The sequence below is a fragment of the Sorangium sp. KYC3313 genome (assembly GCF_052075895.1).
Lineage (GTDB): Bacteria > Myxococcota_A > Polyangia > Polyangiales > Polyangiaceae > Sorangium > Sorangium cellulosum_B.
Genome location: NZ_CP197255.1, coordinates 9001463 through 9020336, shown reverse-complemented (window position 1 = coordinate 9020336; position 18874 = coordinate 9001463). Strand labels below are relative to the sequence as shown.

The window sequence follows — 18874 nt, the reverse complement described above, 5'->3', positions numbered from 1 at the left end:
GTCTCGTCCCTGGAGCAGAGCCGTTGCAGTGATGATCGCGCCGGGGGGCCGCGTCTGTCGGATCTGCCGCGCGGGAGACGGTGGGGCGCGCGGCGCGCTCCGGTGTCAACCCTGCGGCGCTTCCTGGGCCGGCCCCATGCGGGGAACGGGCGGGACGTTATGGCTGCTCACAGAGCAGTTGTCCTCGGTCTCGGAGCAGTGAGCGGCGCCGCGGCTGGTACACCGCCACCGGTCGCTGCGATCGAAGGTGGACTCGGCAAAGGGGGCGTCCTCGCCGCTGATGTCGATCTCGTTGCAGGTAAGGGACGTGTCGACGATAGCTACATCCGAACCGTAATTTGCGACTCCGATGTGAACATTGCCTGCGATGCTCGTGTTGTAGATCCAGGTCGTGCTTTCATCCGCGGCGGCCACTCCATGCCCGAACGCGTTGCCGCCCAGCGCCTTCGTCGTGCGCACGAGCGTGGAATCGATCGTCGCGTCCGAGTCGATGACGCCCACGCCGGCCTCATGGTTCTCCTCGACGAGGCATGCGCGGATGGTCACGTTTGCGCGGTCGCGCCTTTTCGCGCGGGATTCAACGCCGATGCCGCGCCCCAGCTGGCCATCGGAGCCGGGCTGGGTGGCGCGGACCACGCTGGTCTCGATCGTCGCGTCCGAGCCAACGACGAGCACGCCAGCCGTCCGGTTCTCCTCGACGAGGCAGGCGCGGATGGCGATGTTCGCGCGCTCGTCTCTCTGTCGACCATTTTGGACCCGGATGCCCACTCCTCTCTCCATCATTGCGGCATCCTCCGCCTTCGCGGTGCTCCGGGTGTTGCCGACGATGGTGGCCTCGACCGTCGCATCCGAGCCAAGGACGAATACGCCGGCATCATGGTTCTTCTCGACGATGCAAGCGTGAACGGTCAAATTCGCGCGCTCGTCTTCCACAGGGCCGGCCTCGATCCCCCGCCCGAACTCACCAGAAGAATTGGGCTGGGTAGCGCGGACGATGCTAGCCTGGATGGTCGCGCGCGAGCCGGCGACGAACACGCCCACCTCATTGTTCTGCTCGATGAGGCACTGGCTTACAGTCGCGCTCGCGCGCTCGCCTGTCACGCTGTCATACTGGACCTCGATACCCCGTCCTCTCGTACCATCCGGTCTGAGGCGGGTAGAGCGGACGACAGTGGCTTCGATCGTCGCGTCTCCGCCAGAGACGAGAATGCCAATGTCGTGGTTGTTCTCGATGAGGCATGCGCGGACAGAGGCGACGGCGCGCTCGCCTGTGTCGCTGGTGGACTGGACCTCGATCCCCCGTCCGAGCTTATTGTTCGAATTGGGTTGAGTTTCGCGAATTACGGTGGTCTCGAACGTGGCGTTCGAGCCCATGATGAGCGCGCCGGTGGCGTGGTTCTGCTCGATAACGGATGTGCGGACGGTCACGCCGGCGCCTTTCGCGACGGCGAGCCCCGCCGCTTCGCTGCGGTCTTCACTGGGTTTGGTGCCACGGATGACGGTGCCTTTGATTGCCGCGTCCGAGGCGAGGACGCTCACGCCTGAGTCGTGGTTCTGTTCAAGGAGGGATGTGGTTATTGATGCGCTCGTCGCGCCGTCAGAGCCGTTGATCTCGATCCCATTCATCTCCGCGTCGTGTACCCACGCTTTGTCTATTGTTACATCGTGCGCGCGCGATATTAAGATCCCAAGCTTCGTCCCGGTCACGGCGAGGCTCCGGATCTCGGTTCCGCTCGCCTTCGTTCTGAGCACCCGAAGAGCAGCGCCCTCATTCCCCGTCCCTTGGATCTCCACAAGCCCAGGACACCTGCCCCACAGGCGCACCGCCTTGCCCGAGATCAGCACGTCTTCCTCATACGTGCCCGCCGCCACGGCGACGATAGCGCCGCTGTTGGCCTTGTTGATCGCCCGCTGGATCGTCGTCCACGGCCTCGCCGCCGTCCCGTCGCTGTCGCCTCCCGTATAGGCCTGGTCGACGAGCTGGGTGCTCGCCTCGATCGGGATATCGCCCCACGGCCCTTCGCCGCAAGAAGCGACCTCATGGCAGCGGGTTTCCCCGGGGATGGCCATCTGCCCCTTCGGACACGCTGCGTCCGGAAGGATCGCCGAGCAGCCGCCGCGGCCATCGGCGACGAACCCTTCTCCGCACGCCTCCGGCGGCACCCCCGCCGGCTGGCATCGGCCGTCCTCCTGCTCAATCTCGCCCGGCGCGCACCGCATGTCCGGTGGTAGCCCCGCTGGCTGGCATGCGCCCGTTGCCAGGGTGAGCTCGCCCGGGCCGCACGGCTTCGGCTCGCACTGCCCGTCTTCGCGCGCCACCTCGCCGGTGGCGCACGGCTTCGCATCGAATACACCACCACAGTCCAGCGTCACGAGCGCGGCGACGAGCGACCACGACCAGACCACCACGAAAGACCGTCGGGTGCTCCGATCCCTAGAATTTGCCATACAAAGAATGCTCCCTCGCTGACCAGATTGAGACCACTGCCGATATCGAACGCGCGCAGGCGCCCGCCTTGTCGGGCTCGACCTGAGAGCGACGATCGATGTCGGGCCGCGCTCAAGCACGAACGGTGCCATCCTGCGACGGGCCCATTCCCCGATCAGACGCCGCTCGTTGGCGTGATTTTGCGCGGGAGAGCCAGGGCCGGGTGCGGCCACAGCCGGCCTCATGGCCGGCCAGCAGACGCAGTGGTCGAGCCTCTTCCCTCATAACGCGGCGCGATGCGCGGGGTGCCTGAACGGCGATTCCCCTGCGCCGAGCGCGCCCACATCACAGCAAGCGCGCCGCGACGGTCAGACGTCTGTCGATGGACAGCCAGACGTCTGGTAATGGTCAACTTTGACCCTTAGTGGTCAAAATAGCCTGATTCGCGTGGCGGATCTCGATCTCGGTCCGTAGCGTTCGGCGCAAGTGACCCCCGCGGCGATTGGCGTCGCCCGGGGGTCGTGGCCGAAACCTCATCGACCGAGGTCCCGACATGTCCGTTGTACACTTACGCCAGAATTCGGGCAAAGGGAGCGGTGCGCCCAAGGGGCGGCACGGCTCCGTCTGCCTCACCCGAGACGAGAGCGCCGCCCTGCGCGCCGCGCTGAAGAACCTGAACCGCACCCGCGCGTGGGCGGAGATCGCCCGCGAGATCGGCGTCTGCCGGAACACGCTGCGGAGCGTGGCGAACGGGTGGGCGCCCGGCTCCGCTGGGCTCGCGCTCCGCGTCGCTCGGCTCGCCGGCCTCGGCATTGAGCGCATCCTCACACCCGGCCCGGTCAGCTCGACCGCATGCCCGACGTGCGGGAGGTCCGGGTGAAGCCCCGGCGGAAGGGGGCTCGCCGCCCGCCTGCCGCTCGACATCCCAGGAAGAAGCCGACGATGCAGGCGATCCTTGCCGAGCGCGGGATCATCCTCGCGACGCTCGCCGGCATCCCGCGACGCGACCGCCGCGACGTGGAAGCCGAGGTGTTGCTCAACGCCTGGAACGCCGTCCGCCGCGGGATGTACCGGCCGGACCCGAAGGACAAGCCCCGGGACGCTCTGAAGAAGTGGCTCCACGGTATCGCGTGGCGCCTCGCCTCGCACTACGTGCACAGCGCGTACGTCCGTCACGCGGTCCTCCATCCGTCGCCGCTCGGGCTGCTCCGCGAGCCCGTCGGCATCGACATGCACGCGCAGATGGAGGCGCGGGAGGTGCTCGACGCCATGGCCAGCCTGCCGGGCTGGCAACGCGAGGCGTTGCTTTCGGTGGACGACCCGGAGAGCCTCGTCGCGTACGCCAAGCGGCGCCGCATGAACCCGCACACCGCGGCATCGCGGCTCAGGATCGCCCGCGAGGCGCTCGCACTGAAGCTTCGTCGGTGGCGGAAATGAGCGAGTAGGCGGACCCCCGGCGAAGTGATGCGCAAGATCGCCCTGATGGCGGCCGCCGAGTAAGAAGGCCGTCCGCGACGTCACAGCGCCAGACTAGCACCCGCCCGCTTGTTCAACCGCTACCCTTACAGCAAACTTTTGGCGGTGTCAAGCCGCGCATGCTAGCATTGCGTCAATGCCGTCTGCGCACCAGAAAGGCTCATTGCAGCTTCGCCTGCATGCCGCCTCCACTCCGGAGCGCGTGCTACTTGCAGCAACGCTTTTCGATGACGTTGTAAAGCGCGCGTATCCCAGTCTGGATCCAGACACAATCACTATGGTCGTGTCGAATTTCGACATGACGGCTGGCATGCGCTACTACGGGCATGAGGCTCGGAAAGCGATCGACGGCATTATCAGGTTTCTGACGAATCCTGAGCTTGAGATCGCAAAACGCCCTGGTGCGTGGGTCATTGCCGAGACCTTCGCGGAGCATTCCCCAGCGCTGGCTCAGTACGGGGCCGAGGTGTGGACTCCTAAGCGAAAAGAGCCTATTGCCGTCATACACAACGAGTTCATCGCCACAATGATACGCTTGGCGCAGGACAAGAAGCCTGCGCCAGCGCTCCGCGGAAATACCGTCGTTTATAGCGTTATTTACAGAGTTGGTCGCACGAGTGCGAGCTCCAGGCATGTGCGCGCCCGCATAGAGCTTGATGGGAAGCCACAGGAAGTGACCATCCGTAAAGGTGAAGAGTCGGCTTTCTACGACGCAGCGAAGACGAAGAATGTCTACGCAATTCAGCTGGATGCATCATGGACCGCTGACGAATCTGGCCGGCTTATGTTCGACCCGTCGCGCAGCCAGGCAAATAAGATCGAGGCGTGGTGCCCGATTAGCGGCGCCGACCTTATCCAGGAAGTGAGGGCCCTGCATGGGCCGCTATTTGAGCACGGAAGCCTAGGGGATATTATTGACGAGCTTGAGGGCCGCTGATGGGGTCAATGGTCGACACCCAAATCATGTTGTACGCTTTTTACTTGGAGGGCAAGCGTGGCCCATCAAAGTCGAGGCAGCATGAGCTGGACAAGCATCTCGAACAGGCGCGGGCCAAATGCGAAGCCAGTAGTGAATTGCTCAGGCGCCTGGGCAAATTCTACATAAGCGCCATCTCTATAACTGAACTATGCCGGCATATGATGCCTGACGAGATGGAGTGGTTCAGCGGTGTCTCGTCGAAGCTTGATGTTGTAGCCTTTGACGGACGGGTGGCGATCGAGGCGGCAAGACTAGTTCGTGTGCGCAACCTGAAAGAGAAGCTGTGCTCTCACTGTCTAAACGCGATAGCGCAGCATCCGTGTAAGGTATGCCGGAGACTTGTTGCGTCACACCAGAGGATCAACGACGCAATGATCGCTGCAAGCGCCGAGATTAGCGACAAGGTATCTGTTTTATACACGTTCGACGGTGGCCTTCTCTCCTTTGGGCAACACGTGAAGCGGTGCCGGATAACAGAGCCAGTGGACCCCCAGCCCGAGGTGGTGCGTGGCAAACAGAAGACGCCGCAGAAGAGCCGGACAAATCCGGCCGATCATGGGCAAATGGGGCTCTTTGGGCTGGTGGAACAGAGGCAAGCCATCAGCACCACGGATGTTGCCAAAAACCAAGCTGTAGCTGCCCCGATAGCGCATCCTGGGGTATCGTCGACCGCGGACAGAGGAGCCGTACCAATCGCGGCGGCAGACCCTCCGGTCAGCGGAACTGGGACCGCACAGGCGGACCCTAATGCCGGTCAAGGTGGGTGAACTGAGCAGGCCTGGCAGATTACTGGTCACTCGCCAAATAATTTCAGTTGCACCATCTTGCGCGTCCCCGGCGCTGGCGAAGGCTCCAACGGCGGTGGCTCCGGAGCGGGCGTAGGCGCCACAGGAGCAGCCGGCGCGCTCCCAACCAGCCGGAGGAACCCGCGCCCGTTCGGCAAGGCCCTCGCAGGCGCCGTAGGCGCTCCCGCGGGCGGCTCGGGCAGCTTCAACGCCTTCGGTTGCGGCGGCTCCCCTGGCGCCTCGGAGAGCGCCGCGGCGACGAACTCGTCGATGCTCCACACGTGATCTGTCAGCCCGGCCTCCATCGCGGGCGTCACGCGCAGCGCCTCGTGCGGGCGGCAGAAGTTGTAGAACATCATGTGCAGCGCGACGGCCGCCTTGTGGTGCGGGAGGCGCCTGCTGAACCCGTTGCAGAGCCGCGTGAAGCGGCGGATGTGCATGCGGATCGTCAGGTTCTGCCGCTCGACGTGCGACGTGCTCGCGCGCTGCATGTCGGGCACGCCGAACACGGGCGTCTTCGTGATGAACGGGTCGCGCGGCGGCTCGTACCGGTGGTCATCGTCCTTGCGACCCTTCCGCCGGTAGTTCTTCACCACCTGGGCGTAGTCGACCGAGCCCGCGAGCGCGAACGACGACCCGACCGCGGCGACGTAGGGTGCCCAGCCGTCGCTGTAGAGCTGCGGGACGGTGACCAGCCGAGCCCGCAGATCCTTGATGAACGCGGCGGTGTTCTCCTCGTCGCGCTTCCCCACGCGGTAGGCGATCACGAGCTTCGACGCGCTCGCCATGCCGACGAACGTGTACGCCTCCCCGAACTCGGGCGAGTCGCCCGGCTTTACGCGAGCCTCCTTCTTCTGCACGTAGCTCCAGATCTCGTCGACCTGCACCGTGCGGCAGTCGACGTCACGCACGAGCCGGTTGTGTAACCGCTCGCAGCCTTCCCCCATGCGGAGCAGCAGCGACAGGATCGCCGGCTTGCTCACCTCCGTGAGCCGCGTCGTCGGGCGGATGCCCGCCCCCTCGACGAGATGCGACACGACCTCGACGCGCTTCGCCATCGGCAGCACGTGTGCCATGCAGGGCCTTGCCTCTCCCCAGAGGTGGCCTCATGCTGCGCCTTGCGACGTGCGCTGGACGGGCCACCGTCCGGTGTTCCGCAGCCCTGCTCTCGGGGACCAGCCGGGGGCAGGGCGCTTTGCCTGTCCCACCAAGGTAGCACCGAAAGCCTATGTTTCCCGGTGTTTCGTGCGGCTAGGACACGGGCCGTCATAGCCGATGGTCAACCATTGGACCATCCCGAGTCGATGAAATTCCATAGGAATTTCGCGAGCATAGGCTACGCCTGCGCATCCACGCTTGACAAGCGCGTGCCGCGCGTGGTGCGTGTAGCACATGAGCAACATCAATCCACACATCGAAGCATTGGCTCGCGAGGCGAAGGAACGCTACGCCGCGTACATCGACATCCAGTGCCACGGCGGGTCGCCTGACGAAGTGAAAGCCGCACTGGCGCTGCGGAATCAAGCCGAGAAGAACCTACTCGAAGCGCTGCACGGCAAGCCAGGCGGGGTGACCCGTCAGCAGGCGCTCGGCCAATACGCCGAGGAGCTCAGCGACAAGATGAAGCACGGGCGGTAACTCGCGCTCAGACGACGCATGCGCGCGCGGCACACACACCGGATCGACCGTCAAGGCGGTCCGGGCCCATTGGTCAAAATTGACCATTACCAGACGTCTGGCGATGGATGGCCAGACGTCTGGCCCCCGTCACAGCCGCGGATCGACCGGCTCGCTCTCCAGCGCCAGCACCCCGAACACACACTCGTGCACGCGATGGAGCGGCTCGCCCTCCACGAAGCGGTGGAGCGCCTCCAGGCCGAGTGCGTACTCCCGCAGCGCGAGCGCGCGCTTCGACGACACGCTGCGGTTGCGCAACCGCGCAAGGTGTTGCGGCGTCAAGTACTCCGGCCCGTAGATGATGCGCAGGTACTCAGGCCCGCGGCACTTGATCGCCGGCTGGACGAGCCCGCGCGGGCCGCGGACGATCCACTCCCACGACTTGACCACCATGCCCTCGCCGCCGCGCTCGACCATCTCCGTCCAGAAGGCCACCGCCTGCGCCTCGCTCTGCGGGTCCGAGAGGTCGACCACGCGGTGCGGGGTCTCCACGAAGAACGCCGGATCGACCTCGGCGAGCCGCGCGAGCTGCCGCAGGTGGAAGCCGTGGTCCCGCGCCGCGTGCACCGCGCCCTCGCTCGCGAGCAGGTGGAACGGCGCCAGCCGGAGGTCCGAAAGCGACCGCACCGGCCAGCAGTAGCGCCGGTAGGCCGCCACGTACCCGTCCATCGCCGCCTTCCGGGCCGCGTGCCGCTCGAGCAGCACCCGCGCGCTCTCGTCGCGCGCTGCCGTCATCGTGAGCGCCCGCACCGCCGCGTCGAGCGACGCGCGGCCCGACGAGCCCACGGCGGCGTACTGGCCGCGCAGGAGGTCCTGCGCCTTCGCCGACCAGGGCAGGAGCTCCGCGTCGAGGCAGACCCAGTCCGTGCGCAGCTCGGCCCACAGATCCGCCCGATCCATCGCCGCCCGCACCCGGTCGATGAGCTCCCGGCTCCGCGCCTCGTCCGAGAAGAACGGCCTGCCCGTGCGCGTCGTGCACACGCCGAGCGGCCCCTCGTCGAGGCGGAACCGCCGCCGCCGCGCGGCCTCGTCGCGGCACACGGTGAGCACCGCGCGCGACCCCATGTGCTTCTCCTCGCAGACGACGCGGCCCACGCCGTTCTGCCGGAAGTACGCGAACGCCTCGCGCGGGTGCTCGAGCAGGCCCCCGTCCTTCGACGTCTCGCTCGGCGACATCGTCGGCGGCAGGTAGATGAGCCACCGGGGATCCACGGCGAAGCGGCTCATCGCCTCTAGCGCCGCCGCCGCGTTCTCCTCGCGGATCGTCACCATGCCGTGCACCCGCGTCCGGATCGCGCGCCGGCCGCGCACGTCGTCGATGTCGAGCACGTCGTAGGCCTGCCCGCGCGGCTCGGCCTTCGGCTCGCCCGCGAGCGGCGCGAGCGGCTTCACGGGCTCGTAGTACACGCGGCGCGCCTTGACCTCGACCAGCTCGCGCTCCGGGTAGCGGAGCGCCGTCAGCGCGCCGCCGAACACGCACCCCGTGTCGATGCAGATCGTGCGGTTCTCCCACTCGGCCACCGTCGTCGGCGTGTGGCCGTAAACCACCATCGCCTTGCCGCGGTACTCCGAGGCCCAGTTGTACCGCACGGGCAGGCCGTACTCGTCGGTCTCGCCCGTGGTCTCGCCGTACAGGCAGAACTCGCGCACCGCGCCAGAACCCCGGCCCTGGAACGCCTCCTTCACCCCCGCGTGCGCGACCGCGAGGTTGCCGTCGTCGAGCACGTAATGGCTGACGAGCCCGTCGATGAAGTCCGCCGCCTTCGCCTTGAACGCGTCCGTCTCCGCCTCGAGCTGCTCGAGCGTCCGCTCGAGCCCGTGCGTCGGCTTCACGTCGCGCCCGCGCAGCTTCTTCAGCAGCTTCACGTCGTGGTTGCCGGGCACGCAGAGCGCCGCGCCCGACGCGACCATCGCCATCGCGAGGCGCAGCACGTCGGGCGAGCGCGGCCCGCGGTCCACGAGGTCGCCGAGGAAGATCGCGCGCCGGCCCTCGGGGTGCGACGCGCGCGGCGCGTCCGGGAGCCCCTCCAGCTCGTAGCCGAGCGCCTCGAGCAGCTCGACCAGCTCGTCGAAGCAGCCGTGGACGTCGCCGATGATGTCGAACGGCCCGCGCTCGTCGCGGCGATCGGTCCACAGGCGCTGCCGCTCGATCGTGGCCGCCGCGACCTCCTCGGGCGAGGAGAGCACGTGCACGTAGCGGAAGCCCTCGCGCCGGAGCTCCCTGAGCGAGCGGCGCAGCTCGCGGCTCTGGCCCCGCACGACGTGCGGGCCGAACTGCCGGTCCGGCCGGCCGGCGTTGCGCGCGTGGCAGAGCTTCTCCGGCATGTCGAGCACGATGGCCACCGGCAGCACGTGGTGCTCGCGCGCGAGCGCGACGAGCGGCCTGCGCGCGTCCGCCTGCACGTTGGTCGCGTCGACCACGGCGAGCCGCCCCGACGCGAGCCGCTTGCCCGCGATGAAGTGCAGGACCTCGAAGGCGGACGCGCTGGCGGCCTGATCGTTCTCGTCGTCGGACACGACGCCGCGGTAGTGATCGGACGAGAGGATCTCGGTCGGCTTGAAGTGCGCCCTCGCGAACGTGCTCTTGCCGGAGCCGGACGCGCCGACGAGCACGACGAGCGAGAGGGAAGGGACGATGAGGGGGGCCTGCTCGCTCACGACGCCGCCTCCGTCGCCTGCGCCAGGGCGCTGCCCGCGCCGCCCGCGCCGCCGTCCTGGGCCTCTGCGCCGCCCGCGCCGTTGGCGCTGCTCGTGCTGCCCGCGCCGCCCTCGCGGGTGAAGATCGCCATCTGCGTCGGCGCGCCGAGCGAGGGATCCATCGGGCCGATGGGCAGGTGCTCGACGGCGTAGCCGTGCGCGGCCGCGACCCCCTCGCAGAAGGCGCGGAACTCGGCGCGCGTCCACTCGAAGCGGTGGTCGCCGTGGCGGAGCGCGCCGCGCGGCAGCCCCTCGAACAGCGCGTTGTACTCGGCGTTCGGGGTGGTCACGAGGACGACGCGCGGCCGCGCGTGCTCGAAGACGCTGCGCGTGAGCGCGCCGAGCCGCGAGAGGTCCACGTGCTCGATGACCTCGACGAGCGTCGCGGCGTCGTAGCCCGAGAAGCGCGCGTCGCGGTAGGTGACCGACGCCTGGAAGAGCTGGATGCGCCGCCGCTGCTTGTCGGGCAGGTCGTCGAGGCGCAGCCGGTTCCTGGCGATCTCGAGGCTGCGCATCGAGACGTCGGCGCCCGCGACGCGCTCGAAGGCGCGCTCGTCGACGAGGCGCTTCAGCAGCTTGCCCTCGCCGCAGCCGAGGTCGAGCACGCTCCTCGCCTCGGCCCGGCGGAGCGCCGCGACGACGGCCTCGCGCCGCGCCTCGTCGAGGCTGATCCGCGCCTCGCCCCGGTCCTCCGGCGCGGCCTTCTCGTCCTCGGCCTCCTCGGGGCTCGCCTCGTCGTCGGCCACGAGCCGCGCGAGCGCGGCCCGGAAGAGCGGCCGGCTGTGCTTCAGGTAGCGGAGCGCGATCGCCTCGCGCTCCGGGTGCTCCGCGAGCCACCCCTTGCCCTTGGCGAGCAGGTTGTCGACCTCGGCGTCGCCCACGTAGTAGTGCTTCTTGTCGTCGAGCACGGGCACGAGCACGTAAAGGTGCGCGAGCAGCTCCCTGAGGCGGCACGTCCTCGCGAGCGAGACGCGCAGGTAGGCGCTCTGGCCCCACTCCGGGAACGCCTCGTCGAGCGGGAGGCGCTCGGCCGCGACCTCGTAGCCGAGCGGCTCGAAGAGCCGCCGGAGCAGCGCCTCTCCGCCGCGGCACGGCAGGGCCTCGATCGTGGCGGAGAGGGGGATCGGCGCGTCGGCGAGCTCCGGGCGGTCGCGGCACTTGCCGCCGAGCGCCGAGCCGAAGACCTGCGCGATCGCCACGGAGAGGAACGACGAGGCGACGTAGGGCCTATCGTTCACGTACTGCGCCAGCGTCCCGGGCTCGCCCGCGCCGCGCCCGCGCACGAGGTCCACGGGGTCGACGTCGAGCAGGAGCGCGGCGGTGCACCGCTCCTCGGTCGCCTCGGGATAGAACACGTGCGCCTCGCCGAACGACAGCGGGAACGACTGCGTGTACGCAGGGTTCTTGACGAGCAGGTAGCCAAGATCGGTCGCCGGCCGGTGCGTGGTGGTGAGCGTGAGGAGCATCGGGTGCCCGAGTCTACGTGAGCGGGACGACGCGCGACACGCTCCGCGCGCCCGCGCCTCGAGGGCTTCAAGGCGCTCGGCGTCGGCGCGGCCACGGCGGGCTGGGGCGTGTGGCACGTGCTCTCCCTGGACCGGGAGCGGAGGGAGGCCCGCGGATGTGCATCCAGTCGCTGTCGGAGAAGCCTGCAGCAGCGTGAAGACGGCGGGCGGTGGGGAGCCGCCCTCCGGCGCTGGCTGTGCCCGCCAGCGGTCCGGCCCGGGATGGCCGTACCTCGTCCCCGGCTCGCGCTCTACGCTTGCGGCCAGGGTCAGCGGCGGTAACGGTGGTGGCGCTGCGCCGGCGCGCGCCCGAGACGCTTCCGTCGCGTGACGTCGCGAACAACAAAGAGAAAAGGCCCATGAAGCTTCGTTCCATCTCGGTCCTGATCTGCGTCTTTGCCCTCGGCGCTGCGTCGTGCTCGAAGGAGGCGCCGAGCGCCGGCAAGGCCGCGCCTGAGCAGACGCAGGCGAAGGCGGCGCACGCGCCGGCCGACGTGAAGCCGGGCTCCCACGAGGACTGGTGCGGGGAGCACCAGGTGCCCGAGTCGCAGTGCACCCGCTGCAACCCGGATCTGATCCCGGCCTTCAAGGCCACCGGCGACTGGTGCGCGGAGCACGGGCTGCCCGAGTCGCAGTGCCTCAAGTGCAATCCCGATCTGAAGATCGTCCGGCCGCCGAAGGAGAGCTGACGTGCCAGGCCGCGTTGGCATCGCGGTGCTCCTGCTCCTCGCCGCGCTCCCGGGCTGCGGGGGCAAAGCGACCGACAACGCCGCGGCGGAGAAGGCCGGGGCGAAGCGGAGCGCGGCGCCGGCCGTCGAGGGCGCCATGTGCAAGGAGCACGGCGTGCTGGAGGCCCTCTGCACGAAGTGCAATCCGAGGCTCGTCCCGGTCTTCCAGGCCAAGGGAGACTGGTGCAAGGAGCACGAGCTCCCGGAGTCCATCTGCCCCATCTGCCACCCCGAGCGCGGCGGCAAGCCGGCGGCCGACGTGGTGAGCGACGGCGCGCCTGCCGACGGGACGAAGGTCAAGCTCAAGACCAAGGACACGGCCCGGCTCGCCGGGATCCTCACCGCGAAGGCCGTCGAGCGTCAGGGCGGCGGTGGCATCCCCGTGACCGCCAGGATCGTCTACGACGCGCTCAAGGTCGCGGAGATCAACGCCCGCGCCGCGGGGGTCGTCCGGCAGCTGCACGTGGACGTCGGCGCGGAGGTCAAGAAGGGCGCGCCGCTCGCGATCCTCGACAGCGCCGGCGTGGGGGCGGATCGATCGCGGCTCGCCGGCGCGCAGTCGCGCCTCAAGGTCGCCGAAGAGAACCTGAAGCGCGAGGAGCAGCTCGAGAAGGAGGGGATCTCGTCGCGCCGGAGCGTCCTCGCCGCGCAGCAGGAGCTCGACGCTGCCCGCGCCGAGCGCGCCTCGTTCGCGGCCTCCCTGGCCGTCGTGGGCGCGAGCGCGGGCGGGAGCGGGGGCTACACGCTCACGACCCCGCTCGCCGGCGTCGTGACGCAGCGGAAGGCGACCGTGGGCAGGTTGGTCGGCGTCGAGGAGATCTTGTTCGAGGTGGTCGACGTCTCGAGCATGTGGGCCGAGCTCGACGTCCCCGAGACCGAGCTCCCTGCCGTCTCGCTGAAGCAGCCGGTGGTCATCGAGGTCGACGGCATCGAGGGGCGCGAGCTCAGAGGGGAGATCACGTACGTGGCGCCGGCCATCGACCCGGCCACGCGCACGGCCAAGGCGCGCGTCCCGCTCGCGAACCCGGGCGGCGCGCTGCGGGCCAACATGTTCGGCCGGGCGCGCATCCTCGCTCCATCCCGCGCGGCGGTCGTGGTGCCCCGCGCCGCGGTGCAGCGCGCGAGGACGGTGAAGCTCGTGTTCGTGCGGCTCGCGGACGACCAGTTCGAGGCGCGGCGGGTCGAGATCGGGGCGACCGAGGGCGATGTCGTCGAGGTGACCAGGGGCGTGCGCCCGGGCGAGGAGGTCGCGACAGAAGGGAGCTTCCTGCTCAAGACCGAGACGCTCAAGGAGAGCATCGGCGCCGGCTGCTGCGGCGAGGACTGAGGCGCGCGCGATGCTGAACGCCGTCATCACCTGGTCGCTCCGCCACCGTTTCCTCGTGATCCTGGCCTCGATCGGCCTCTCCCTCGCGGGCGTCCTCGCGTTCCGCCAGCTGCCGATCGACGCCTTCCCGGACACGACGCCGGTGCAGGTGCAGATCAACACCGTCGCCCCGGCCCTCTCCCCCGTCGAGATCGAGCGCCAGATCACGGCCCCCGTCGAGCAGGCGATCTCGGGCCTTCCGAGGCTCGAGGAGGTCCGCTCGCTCTCCCGCTTCGGCCTCTCGCAGGTCACCGCGCGCTTCGAGGACGACACGGACATCTACCTGGCCCGCCAGGTCGTCATGGAGCGGCTCCAGACCGTGACGCTGCCGCCGGGGATCCATCGCCCGGAGCTCGGCCCGGTCGCCACCGGGCTCGGCGAGGTGTTCCACTACGTGGTCACGGGCAAGGGCAAGTCGCTGAGCGAGCTGCGGATGGTCCACGACTGGGTCATCGCTCCGCAGCTCCGCTCGGTGCGCGGCGTGGCCGAGGTCAACGCGTGGGGCGGCGATGAGCGGCAGATCCAGGTGCTCGTCGACCCGGCGGAGCTCACCGCCCGGGGGCTCTCCCTCCACGACCTCTCGGAAGCCCTGGAGCGCAACAACGCCAACGTGGGCGGGGGCAACCTGGACCAGGCCGGCGAATCCAGCCTGATCCAGGGCATCGGCATCGCCACGCGCGTGAGCGACATCGAGGACATCGTTGTCGCGGCCAAGGGCGGCGCGCCCATCCGGGTGCGCGACGTCGCCCGGGTGGTCGAGGGCCGCGAGATCCGGCGGGGCGCGGTCACCGCCGACGGCAAGGGGGAGGTCGTGCTCGGCCTCGGCTTCATGCTGATGGGCGAGAACAGCCACGACGTCACGACGCGGCTCAAGGCGCGCCTTTCGGAGGTCGAGAAGAGCCTGCCGCCGGGGGTCGACGTCGCCGTCGTGTACGACCGCACCGAGCTCATCGACAGGGTGCTCGGCACCGTAAGGAAGAACCTGCTCGAGGGCGCGCTCCTCGTCGTCGCGGTGCTCTTCGTCTTCCTCGGCAACCTCCGCGCCGGGCTCATCGTGGCCTCGGCCATCCCCCTGTCGATGCTCTTCGCGTTCGACCTCATGCTGCGCGCGGGCGTCGCGGGGAGCCTGATGAGCCTCGGCGCGATCGACTTCGGCCTCGTCGTCGACAGCTCGGTGATCATGGTCGAGAACTCGGTCCGGCGGCTCTCGGAGGACACGAGCGACCGGAGCACGACAGAGGTCGTGCGCGACGCCTCGATCGAGGTCCGCAGGCCGACGATGTTCGGCGAGCTCATCATCATGATCGTCTACCTGCCGATCCTCGCGCTCGAGGGGGCGGAGGGGAAGCTGTTCCGGCCGATGGCGCTCACCGTGATCTTCGCGCTCATCGGCTCGATGATCCTGTCGCTCACGCTCATGCCGGCGCTCGCGAGCCTGCTCCTGCCGCGCCGCATGAAGGAGCGCGAGAACGTGCTCGTGCGCCTCCTCAAGCGGGCCTACCGGCCCGCGCTGCAGCTCGCGCTGCGGTGGCGCTGGGCGGTGCTCGCCGGGGCCGCGCTGCTCCTCGGCAACGCGGCCTTCCTCGCGACGCGGCTCGGCGCCGAGTTCGTGCCGCGGCTCCGTGAGGGCACCCTCGTCGCCAACACCGTGCGGCTCTCGGGGGTCTCGGCGGGCGAGTCGATCCGCTACGGCACCCGGCTCGAGCGGGTCCTGCTGGAGAGGTTCCCGGACGAGATCGAGCGCGTCTGGACGCGCACGGGCACGGCGGAGGTGGCGACGGACCCGATGGGGCTCGAGCTGTCCGACATGTTCATCACGCTCAAGCCGCGGGAGGCATGGAAGCGCGCCGCCACGCAGGACGAGCTCGTCCAGGCGATGGAATCCGAGCTCGCGGGGATGCCGGGCATGCGCGTCATCTACACGCAGCCGATCGAGATGCGGGTCAACGAGATGGTCGCGGGGATCCGGGCCGATCTCGGGGTGAAGCTGTTCGGCGACGACTTCGACACGCTCAAGCAGAAGGCGCGCGAGATCGAGGCCGCCCTCAAGAAGATCCCCGGCGCCGCGGACGTCGTGACCGAGCAGGTGACGGGCCAGCCCGTCCTCGAGATCGAGGTCGACCGCGCGGCCATCGCTCGCCATGGCATCGCGGCCGCCGACGTCCTGGATGTCGTCGAGGCGCTCGGCGCGCGGGAAGTGGGGCAGCTCCAGGAGGGCGAGCGCCGCTTCCCCGTGGTGCTGCGCATCGACGATCGCTACCGGGAGGACCCCGCCTCCATCGGCCGCATCCTGGTCACCGCGGCCGGCGGGGAGCGCATCCCCCTCGCGCGGCTCGCGAAGATCCGGACGACCGAGGGGCCGGCCGCGATCAACCGCGAGTGGGCCAAGCGCCGGATCGTTGTGCAGGCGAACGTCCGCGGCCGCGACGTGGGCACCTTCGTCGAGGAGGCGAGGGCGGGGCTCGATCGGGAGGTCGAGCTCCCGCCCGGCTATTACGTCCGCTTCGGCGGGCAGTTCGAGCACCTCGAGCGGGCGCAGGCGCGCCTGCTCGTCGTCGTGCCCATCGCGCTCGGGCTGATCTTGCTCCTGCTCTACTTCACGTACGGGCGGCTCCTGGATGCGGTCCGCGTCTTCACGGGCGTCCCGTTCGCCGCGATCGGCGGCGTCGTCGCGCTCTGGCTTCGCGATCTGCCGTTCAGCATCTCCGCGGGCGTCGGGTTCGTGGCGCTGTCGGGCGTCGCGGTGCTCGGGGACATGGTGCTCGTCTCGACCATCCGGCAGCTCACCGCGGCCGGGATGCCGGTGCGGGACGCCATCGAGCTCGCGGCCGAGCGGCGCCTCCGCCCGGTCCTCATGACGGCGCTCGTCGCCTCCCTGGGCTTCGTGCCGATGGCGCTGAACACGGGCGTCGGCGCCGAGGTCCAGCGCCCGCTCGCGACCGTCGTGATCGGCGGCGTGATCTCCTCCACGCTGCTCACGCTGCTCGTCCTGCCGGCGCTCTACAGCGTGGTCGGCGGGAGGCTCCGCGCGGACGCCGCCGGCGAGGCGGGCGCCTCCGAGCCTCCGCGGCGCGCCGGCCCGGCCCTGTCGCCTGCGGCGGAGTAGCCGGTGAGCGCGCGCTCCCGCCTCCGCACGATCGCCGCCGCCGCGGGCGTCCTGATCCTCGTCCAGGCGATCGCGATGGGGCTCTACTGGGCCGTGGAGCGCCGCCGTGACGCCGGGCGGCCAGGCCGCCCTTTCGCGGTCGAGCGGCTCCACGACGGCCAGCGCGCGCCCGACGCTGCCTTCGAGCAGCCGGACGGGACCTCGCTTCGCGCCGCCGCCTTGCGCGGCCGGCCTGTGCTGCTCCACTTCTGGGCCACCTGGTGCGCCCCCTGCCGCGCCGAGCTCCCGCGCTTGCTGGAGCTCGGCCAGCAGCTGGAGAGGGCCGGGAGGCTCCAGGTCGTGGCCGTGAGCGTCGACGAGAACTGGGAGGTCGTGCGCGCCTTCTTCGGGGGCGAGGTCCCTCCCGGCGTCGTGCGGGCCGGATCCCCCGCGGTGCAGCAGCGGTTCGGGGTCTCGACGTTGCCCGACACCTTCCTGGTGGAGGCGGACGGCAGGATGTCCCTCCGCTTCACGGGCGCGAGGGACTGGCGAGCGCCCGAAGCGACGACGCTGCTGCTTGGACAGGAGCGGCCAGCGCCCTGATCGCGCTTCCCGCTACTCGGCGCCCCCGGCAGATACCGACGACCCATCGAGGGAGCCGCCTGCGCCATTCGTGCCGCCTGCGCCAATCGTGCCGCCTGCGCCACCCGAGGCATCCGTGCCGCCGGTGCCAATCGTGCCGCCCGCGCCAATCGTGCCGCCTGCGCCGCCCGAGGCATCCGTGCCGCCCGCGCCAATCGTGCCGCCTGCGCCGCCCGAGGCATCCGTGCCGCCGGTACCATCCGTGCCGCCCGCGCCACTCGTGCTGCCTGCGCCACCCACGCCGCTCGTGCTGCCTGCGCCGCTTGCGGCATCCGTGCCGCCTGCGCCACCCGCGGCATCGGCGCCGCCCGTGGCATCGGCGCCACCGGTGCCATCCGCGCCGCCCGTTCCACCGGCGCCGCCGCCACCACCCGCACCGCCTGTGCTCGGGTCCTCCAGGGGGTAATGCTCGTCGAGGCACAAGCGGCCTTCAGGCGTCGCGGTGCAGATCTCTCCCTTCGCGCAGACCCTCTGGCCCTTCGAGCACTTCGTCACGTCGAAGAGGCAGAATCCGTTGGTCTCCACGCCGAAGAACACACACGAGGCGTGCGGCAGCAGGCAGTCGCTGTGGCTGTCGCACGCGGGCGCGCACAGACCGAGGTCACCAACCCCGGGATCTTCCGCCAGGGGATACCTGCAGAGGCCGTTCTCCAGCCCTCCGCAGTCCTCGTTGGCGACGTCCCCGCCGATCCCGCACAGCCCGGCGCACACGCCGACGTCGGCGCCGATGTCGATGCACCACGCCGCGCAGGGATCCGGGCCGTCGGCTTCGAGCGCGCACGCGGCGCCTGCCGGCAGCCCTTGCGTGGGCTCGTCGACGCAAATGTTCCAGCGGGGATCGCACGCCCGGCCGCCGCACTGGCTGTCCGATCCGCAGTTCGGCATGCACACGGACACATCGTCGATGTCCTCGCAGCGCAGCTCCTCGCGGCCGCGGCACTTCGTCGGATCGAGCTCGTCGACGAGGCTCTCGAGCGGGGGCTCGCCCGCGGCGCAGCCGAGAAGACAGAGGCCGTCGAAGCACGCGCTGCCTTCGCCCTCACAATCGCTGTCTCCCGTGCACGTTGTCGTGCAGTACCCGCCCGCCGGGCCGCCGCCGAGGAACTCGTCGCCTGACTCCGTGAAGCAGAGGCCGCGCCGGCCGCAGTCCGCGTCCTTCTCGCACCGGGCGCCGAGCCCCCGCCCTTCGCCGGAGCCGCCGTCGCCGGAGCCGCCGTCACCGGAGCCGCCGTCGCCCCCGGCGCCGCTCTGGGCGCTGGAGCCGCCGTCGTTGCCGTCGGAGCCGCCGTCGCCGGAGCCACCGTCGCCGGAGCCGCCGTCGCCGGAGCCGCCATGGCCCGCCGCGCCCGCACCGCTGCTGCCGGCGCCCGCGCCGTCGCTCGTCGATGTGCCTCCCGCGCCGTCGTCGGAATCGTCAGAGCAGCCGAGAAATCCCGTCGAAAAGGCGACCGTGGTGAGCAAAGCCGCCGCAATTCTTCGCACTCTCATCGCTGTCACCCGAACCAG

14 protein-coding genes are annotated in these 18874 nt (G+C 69.8%); 9 read left to right on the top strand and 5 right to left on the bottom strand.

The genetic code is table 11. The features are described from left to right. Positions 1–105 precede the first annotated feature (105 nt). Entirely contained in the window at positions 106–2409 is a 2304-nt protein-coding gene (locus ACSRUE_RS34170) for a right-handed parallel beta-helix repeat-containing protein (protein WP_441287251.1), read from the bottom strand. A gap of 572 nt (positions 2410–2981) precedes the next feature. Between ACSRUE_RS34170 and ACSRUE_RS34165 the strand changes: the two genes are divergently transcribed. The 4 genes from ACSRUE_RS34165 to ACSRUE_RS34150 all read left to right on the top strand — a co-directional run bounded on the left by ACSRUE_RS34165 (position 2982) and on the right by ACSRUE_RS34150 (position 5650). Further along, positions 2982–3308 carry a hypothetical protein gene (locus ACSRUE_RS34165; protein ID WP_441287250.1) on the top strand — a complete coding sequence of 109 codons (327 nt, stop codon included), beginning with the start codon at positions 2982–2984 and terminating at the stop codon, positions 3306–3308. A gap of 62 nt (positions 3309–3370) precedes the next feature. Next, positions 3371–3865 (top strand): RNA polymerase sigma factor, encoded by a 495-nt coding sequence (locus ACSRUE_RS34160; RefSeq protein WP_441287249.1) that lies wholly within the window; start codon positions 3371–3373, stop codon positions 3863–3865. A gap of 175 nt (positions 3866–4040) precedes the next feature. Beyond that, complete coding sequence (locus tag ACSRUE_RS34155; protein WP_441287248.1) at positions 4041–4841, top strand: hypothetical protein; 801 nt, start codon at positions 4041–4043, stop codon at positions 4839–4841. 8 nt (positions 4842–4849) lie between these two features. After that, positions 4850–5650 (top strand): type II toxin-antitoxin system VapC family toxin, encoded by an 801-nt coding sequence (locus tag ACSRUE_RS34150; RefSeq protein WP_441287247.1) that lies wholly within the window; start codon positions 4850–4852, stop codon positions 5648–5650. 26 nt (positions 5651–5676) lie between these two features. Here ACSRUE_RS34150 and ACSRUE_RS34145 read toward each other — a convergent pair whose 3' ends face one another. After that, positions 5677–6744, bottom strand: a complete 1068-nt coding sequence (locus ACSRUE_RS34145) for an IS1 family transposase (RefSeq protein WP_441287246.1) — start codon at positions 6742–6744, stop codon at positions 5677–5679. 316 nt (positions 6745–7060) lie between these two features. Between ACSRUE_RS34145 and ACSRUE_RS34140 the strand changes: the two genes are divergently transcribed. Next, on the top strand, positions 7061–7306 hold the full coding sequence (locus ACSRUE_RS34140) for a hypothetical protein (protein WP_441287245.1): 246 nt from the start codon (positions 7061–7063) through the stop codon (positions 7304–7306). A gap of 129 nt (positions 7307–7435) precedes the next feature. Here ACSRUE_RS34140 and ACSRUE_RS34135 read toward each other — a convergent pair whose 3' ends face one another. Together ACSRUE_RS34135 and ACSRUE_RS34130 are read right to left on the bottom strand one after the other, a co-directional pair. Further along, positions 7436–10003 carry a polynucleotide kinase-phosphatase gene (locus ACSRUE_RS34135; RefSeq protein ID WP_441287244.1) on the bottom strand — a complete coding sequence of 856 codons (2568 nt, stop codon included), beginning with the start codon at positions 10001–10003 and terminating at the stop codon, positions 7436–7438. Then, on the bottom strand, positions 10000–11508 hold the full coding sequence (locus ACSRUE_RS34130) for a 3' terminal RNA ribose 2'-O-methyltransferase Hen1 (RefSeq protein ID WP_441287243.1): 1509 nt from the start codon (positions 11506–11508) through the stop codon (positions 10000–10002). The genes ACSRUE_RS34135 and ACSRUE_RS34130 overlap by 4 nt, the downstream gene beginning before the upstream one ends. Positions 11509–11906: 398 nt before the next feature. On the opposite strand from ACSRUE_RS34130, the gene ACSRUE_RS34125 reads away from it, so the two are divergent. From ACSRUE_RS34125 to ACSRUE_RS34110, 4 genes are read left to right on the top strand one after another with little or no spacing between them, the layout of a single operon-like run. Then, positions 11907–12236 (top strand): hypothetical protein, encoded by a 330-nt coding sequence (locus ACSRUE_RS34125; RefSeq protein WP_441287242.1) that lies wholly within the window; start codon positions 11907–11909, stop codon positions 12234–12236. A gap of 1 nt (position 12237) precedes the next feature. Next, positions 12238–13602, top strand: coding sequence for an efflux RND transporter periplasmic adaptor subunit (locus ACSRUE_RS34120; protein WP_441287241.1), 1365 nt, complete (start codon positions 12238–12240; stop codon positions 13600–13602). A 10-nt stretch (positions 13603–13612) separates the two neighbouring features. Next, the gene (locus ACSRUE_RS34115) at positions 13613–16747 is read left to right on the top strand and encodes an efflux RND transporter permease subunit (RefSeq protein ID WP_441287240.1); all 3135 of its coding nucleotides are present in this window, start codon (positions 13613–13615) and stop codon (positions 16745–16747) included. A 3-nt stretch (positions 16748–16750) separates the two neighbouring features. After that, positions 16751–17329, top strand: a complete 579-nt coding sequence (locus ACSRUE_RS34110) for a redoxin domain-containing protein (protein WP_441287239.1) — start codon at positions 16751–16753, stop codon at positions 17327–17329. A gap of 12 nt (positions 17330–17341) precedes the next feature. Here ACSRUE_RS34110 and ACSRUE_RS34105 read toward each other — a convergent pair whose 3' ends face one another. Beyond that, positions 17342–18829 carry a hypothetical protein gene (locus ACSRUE_RS34105; protein ID WP_441287238.1) on the bottom strand — a complete coding sequence of 496 codons (1488 nt, stop codon included), beginning with the start codon at positions 18827–18829 and terminating at the stop codon, positions 17342–17344. Positions 18830–18874 lie beyond the last annotated feature (45 nt).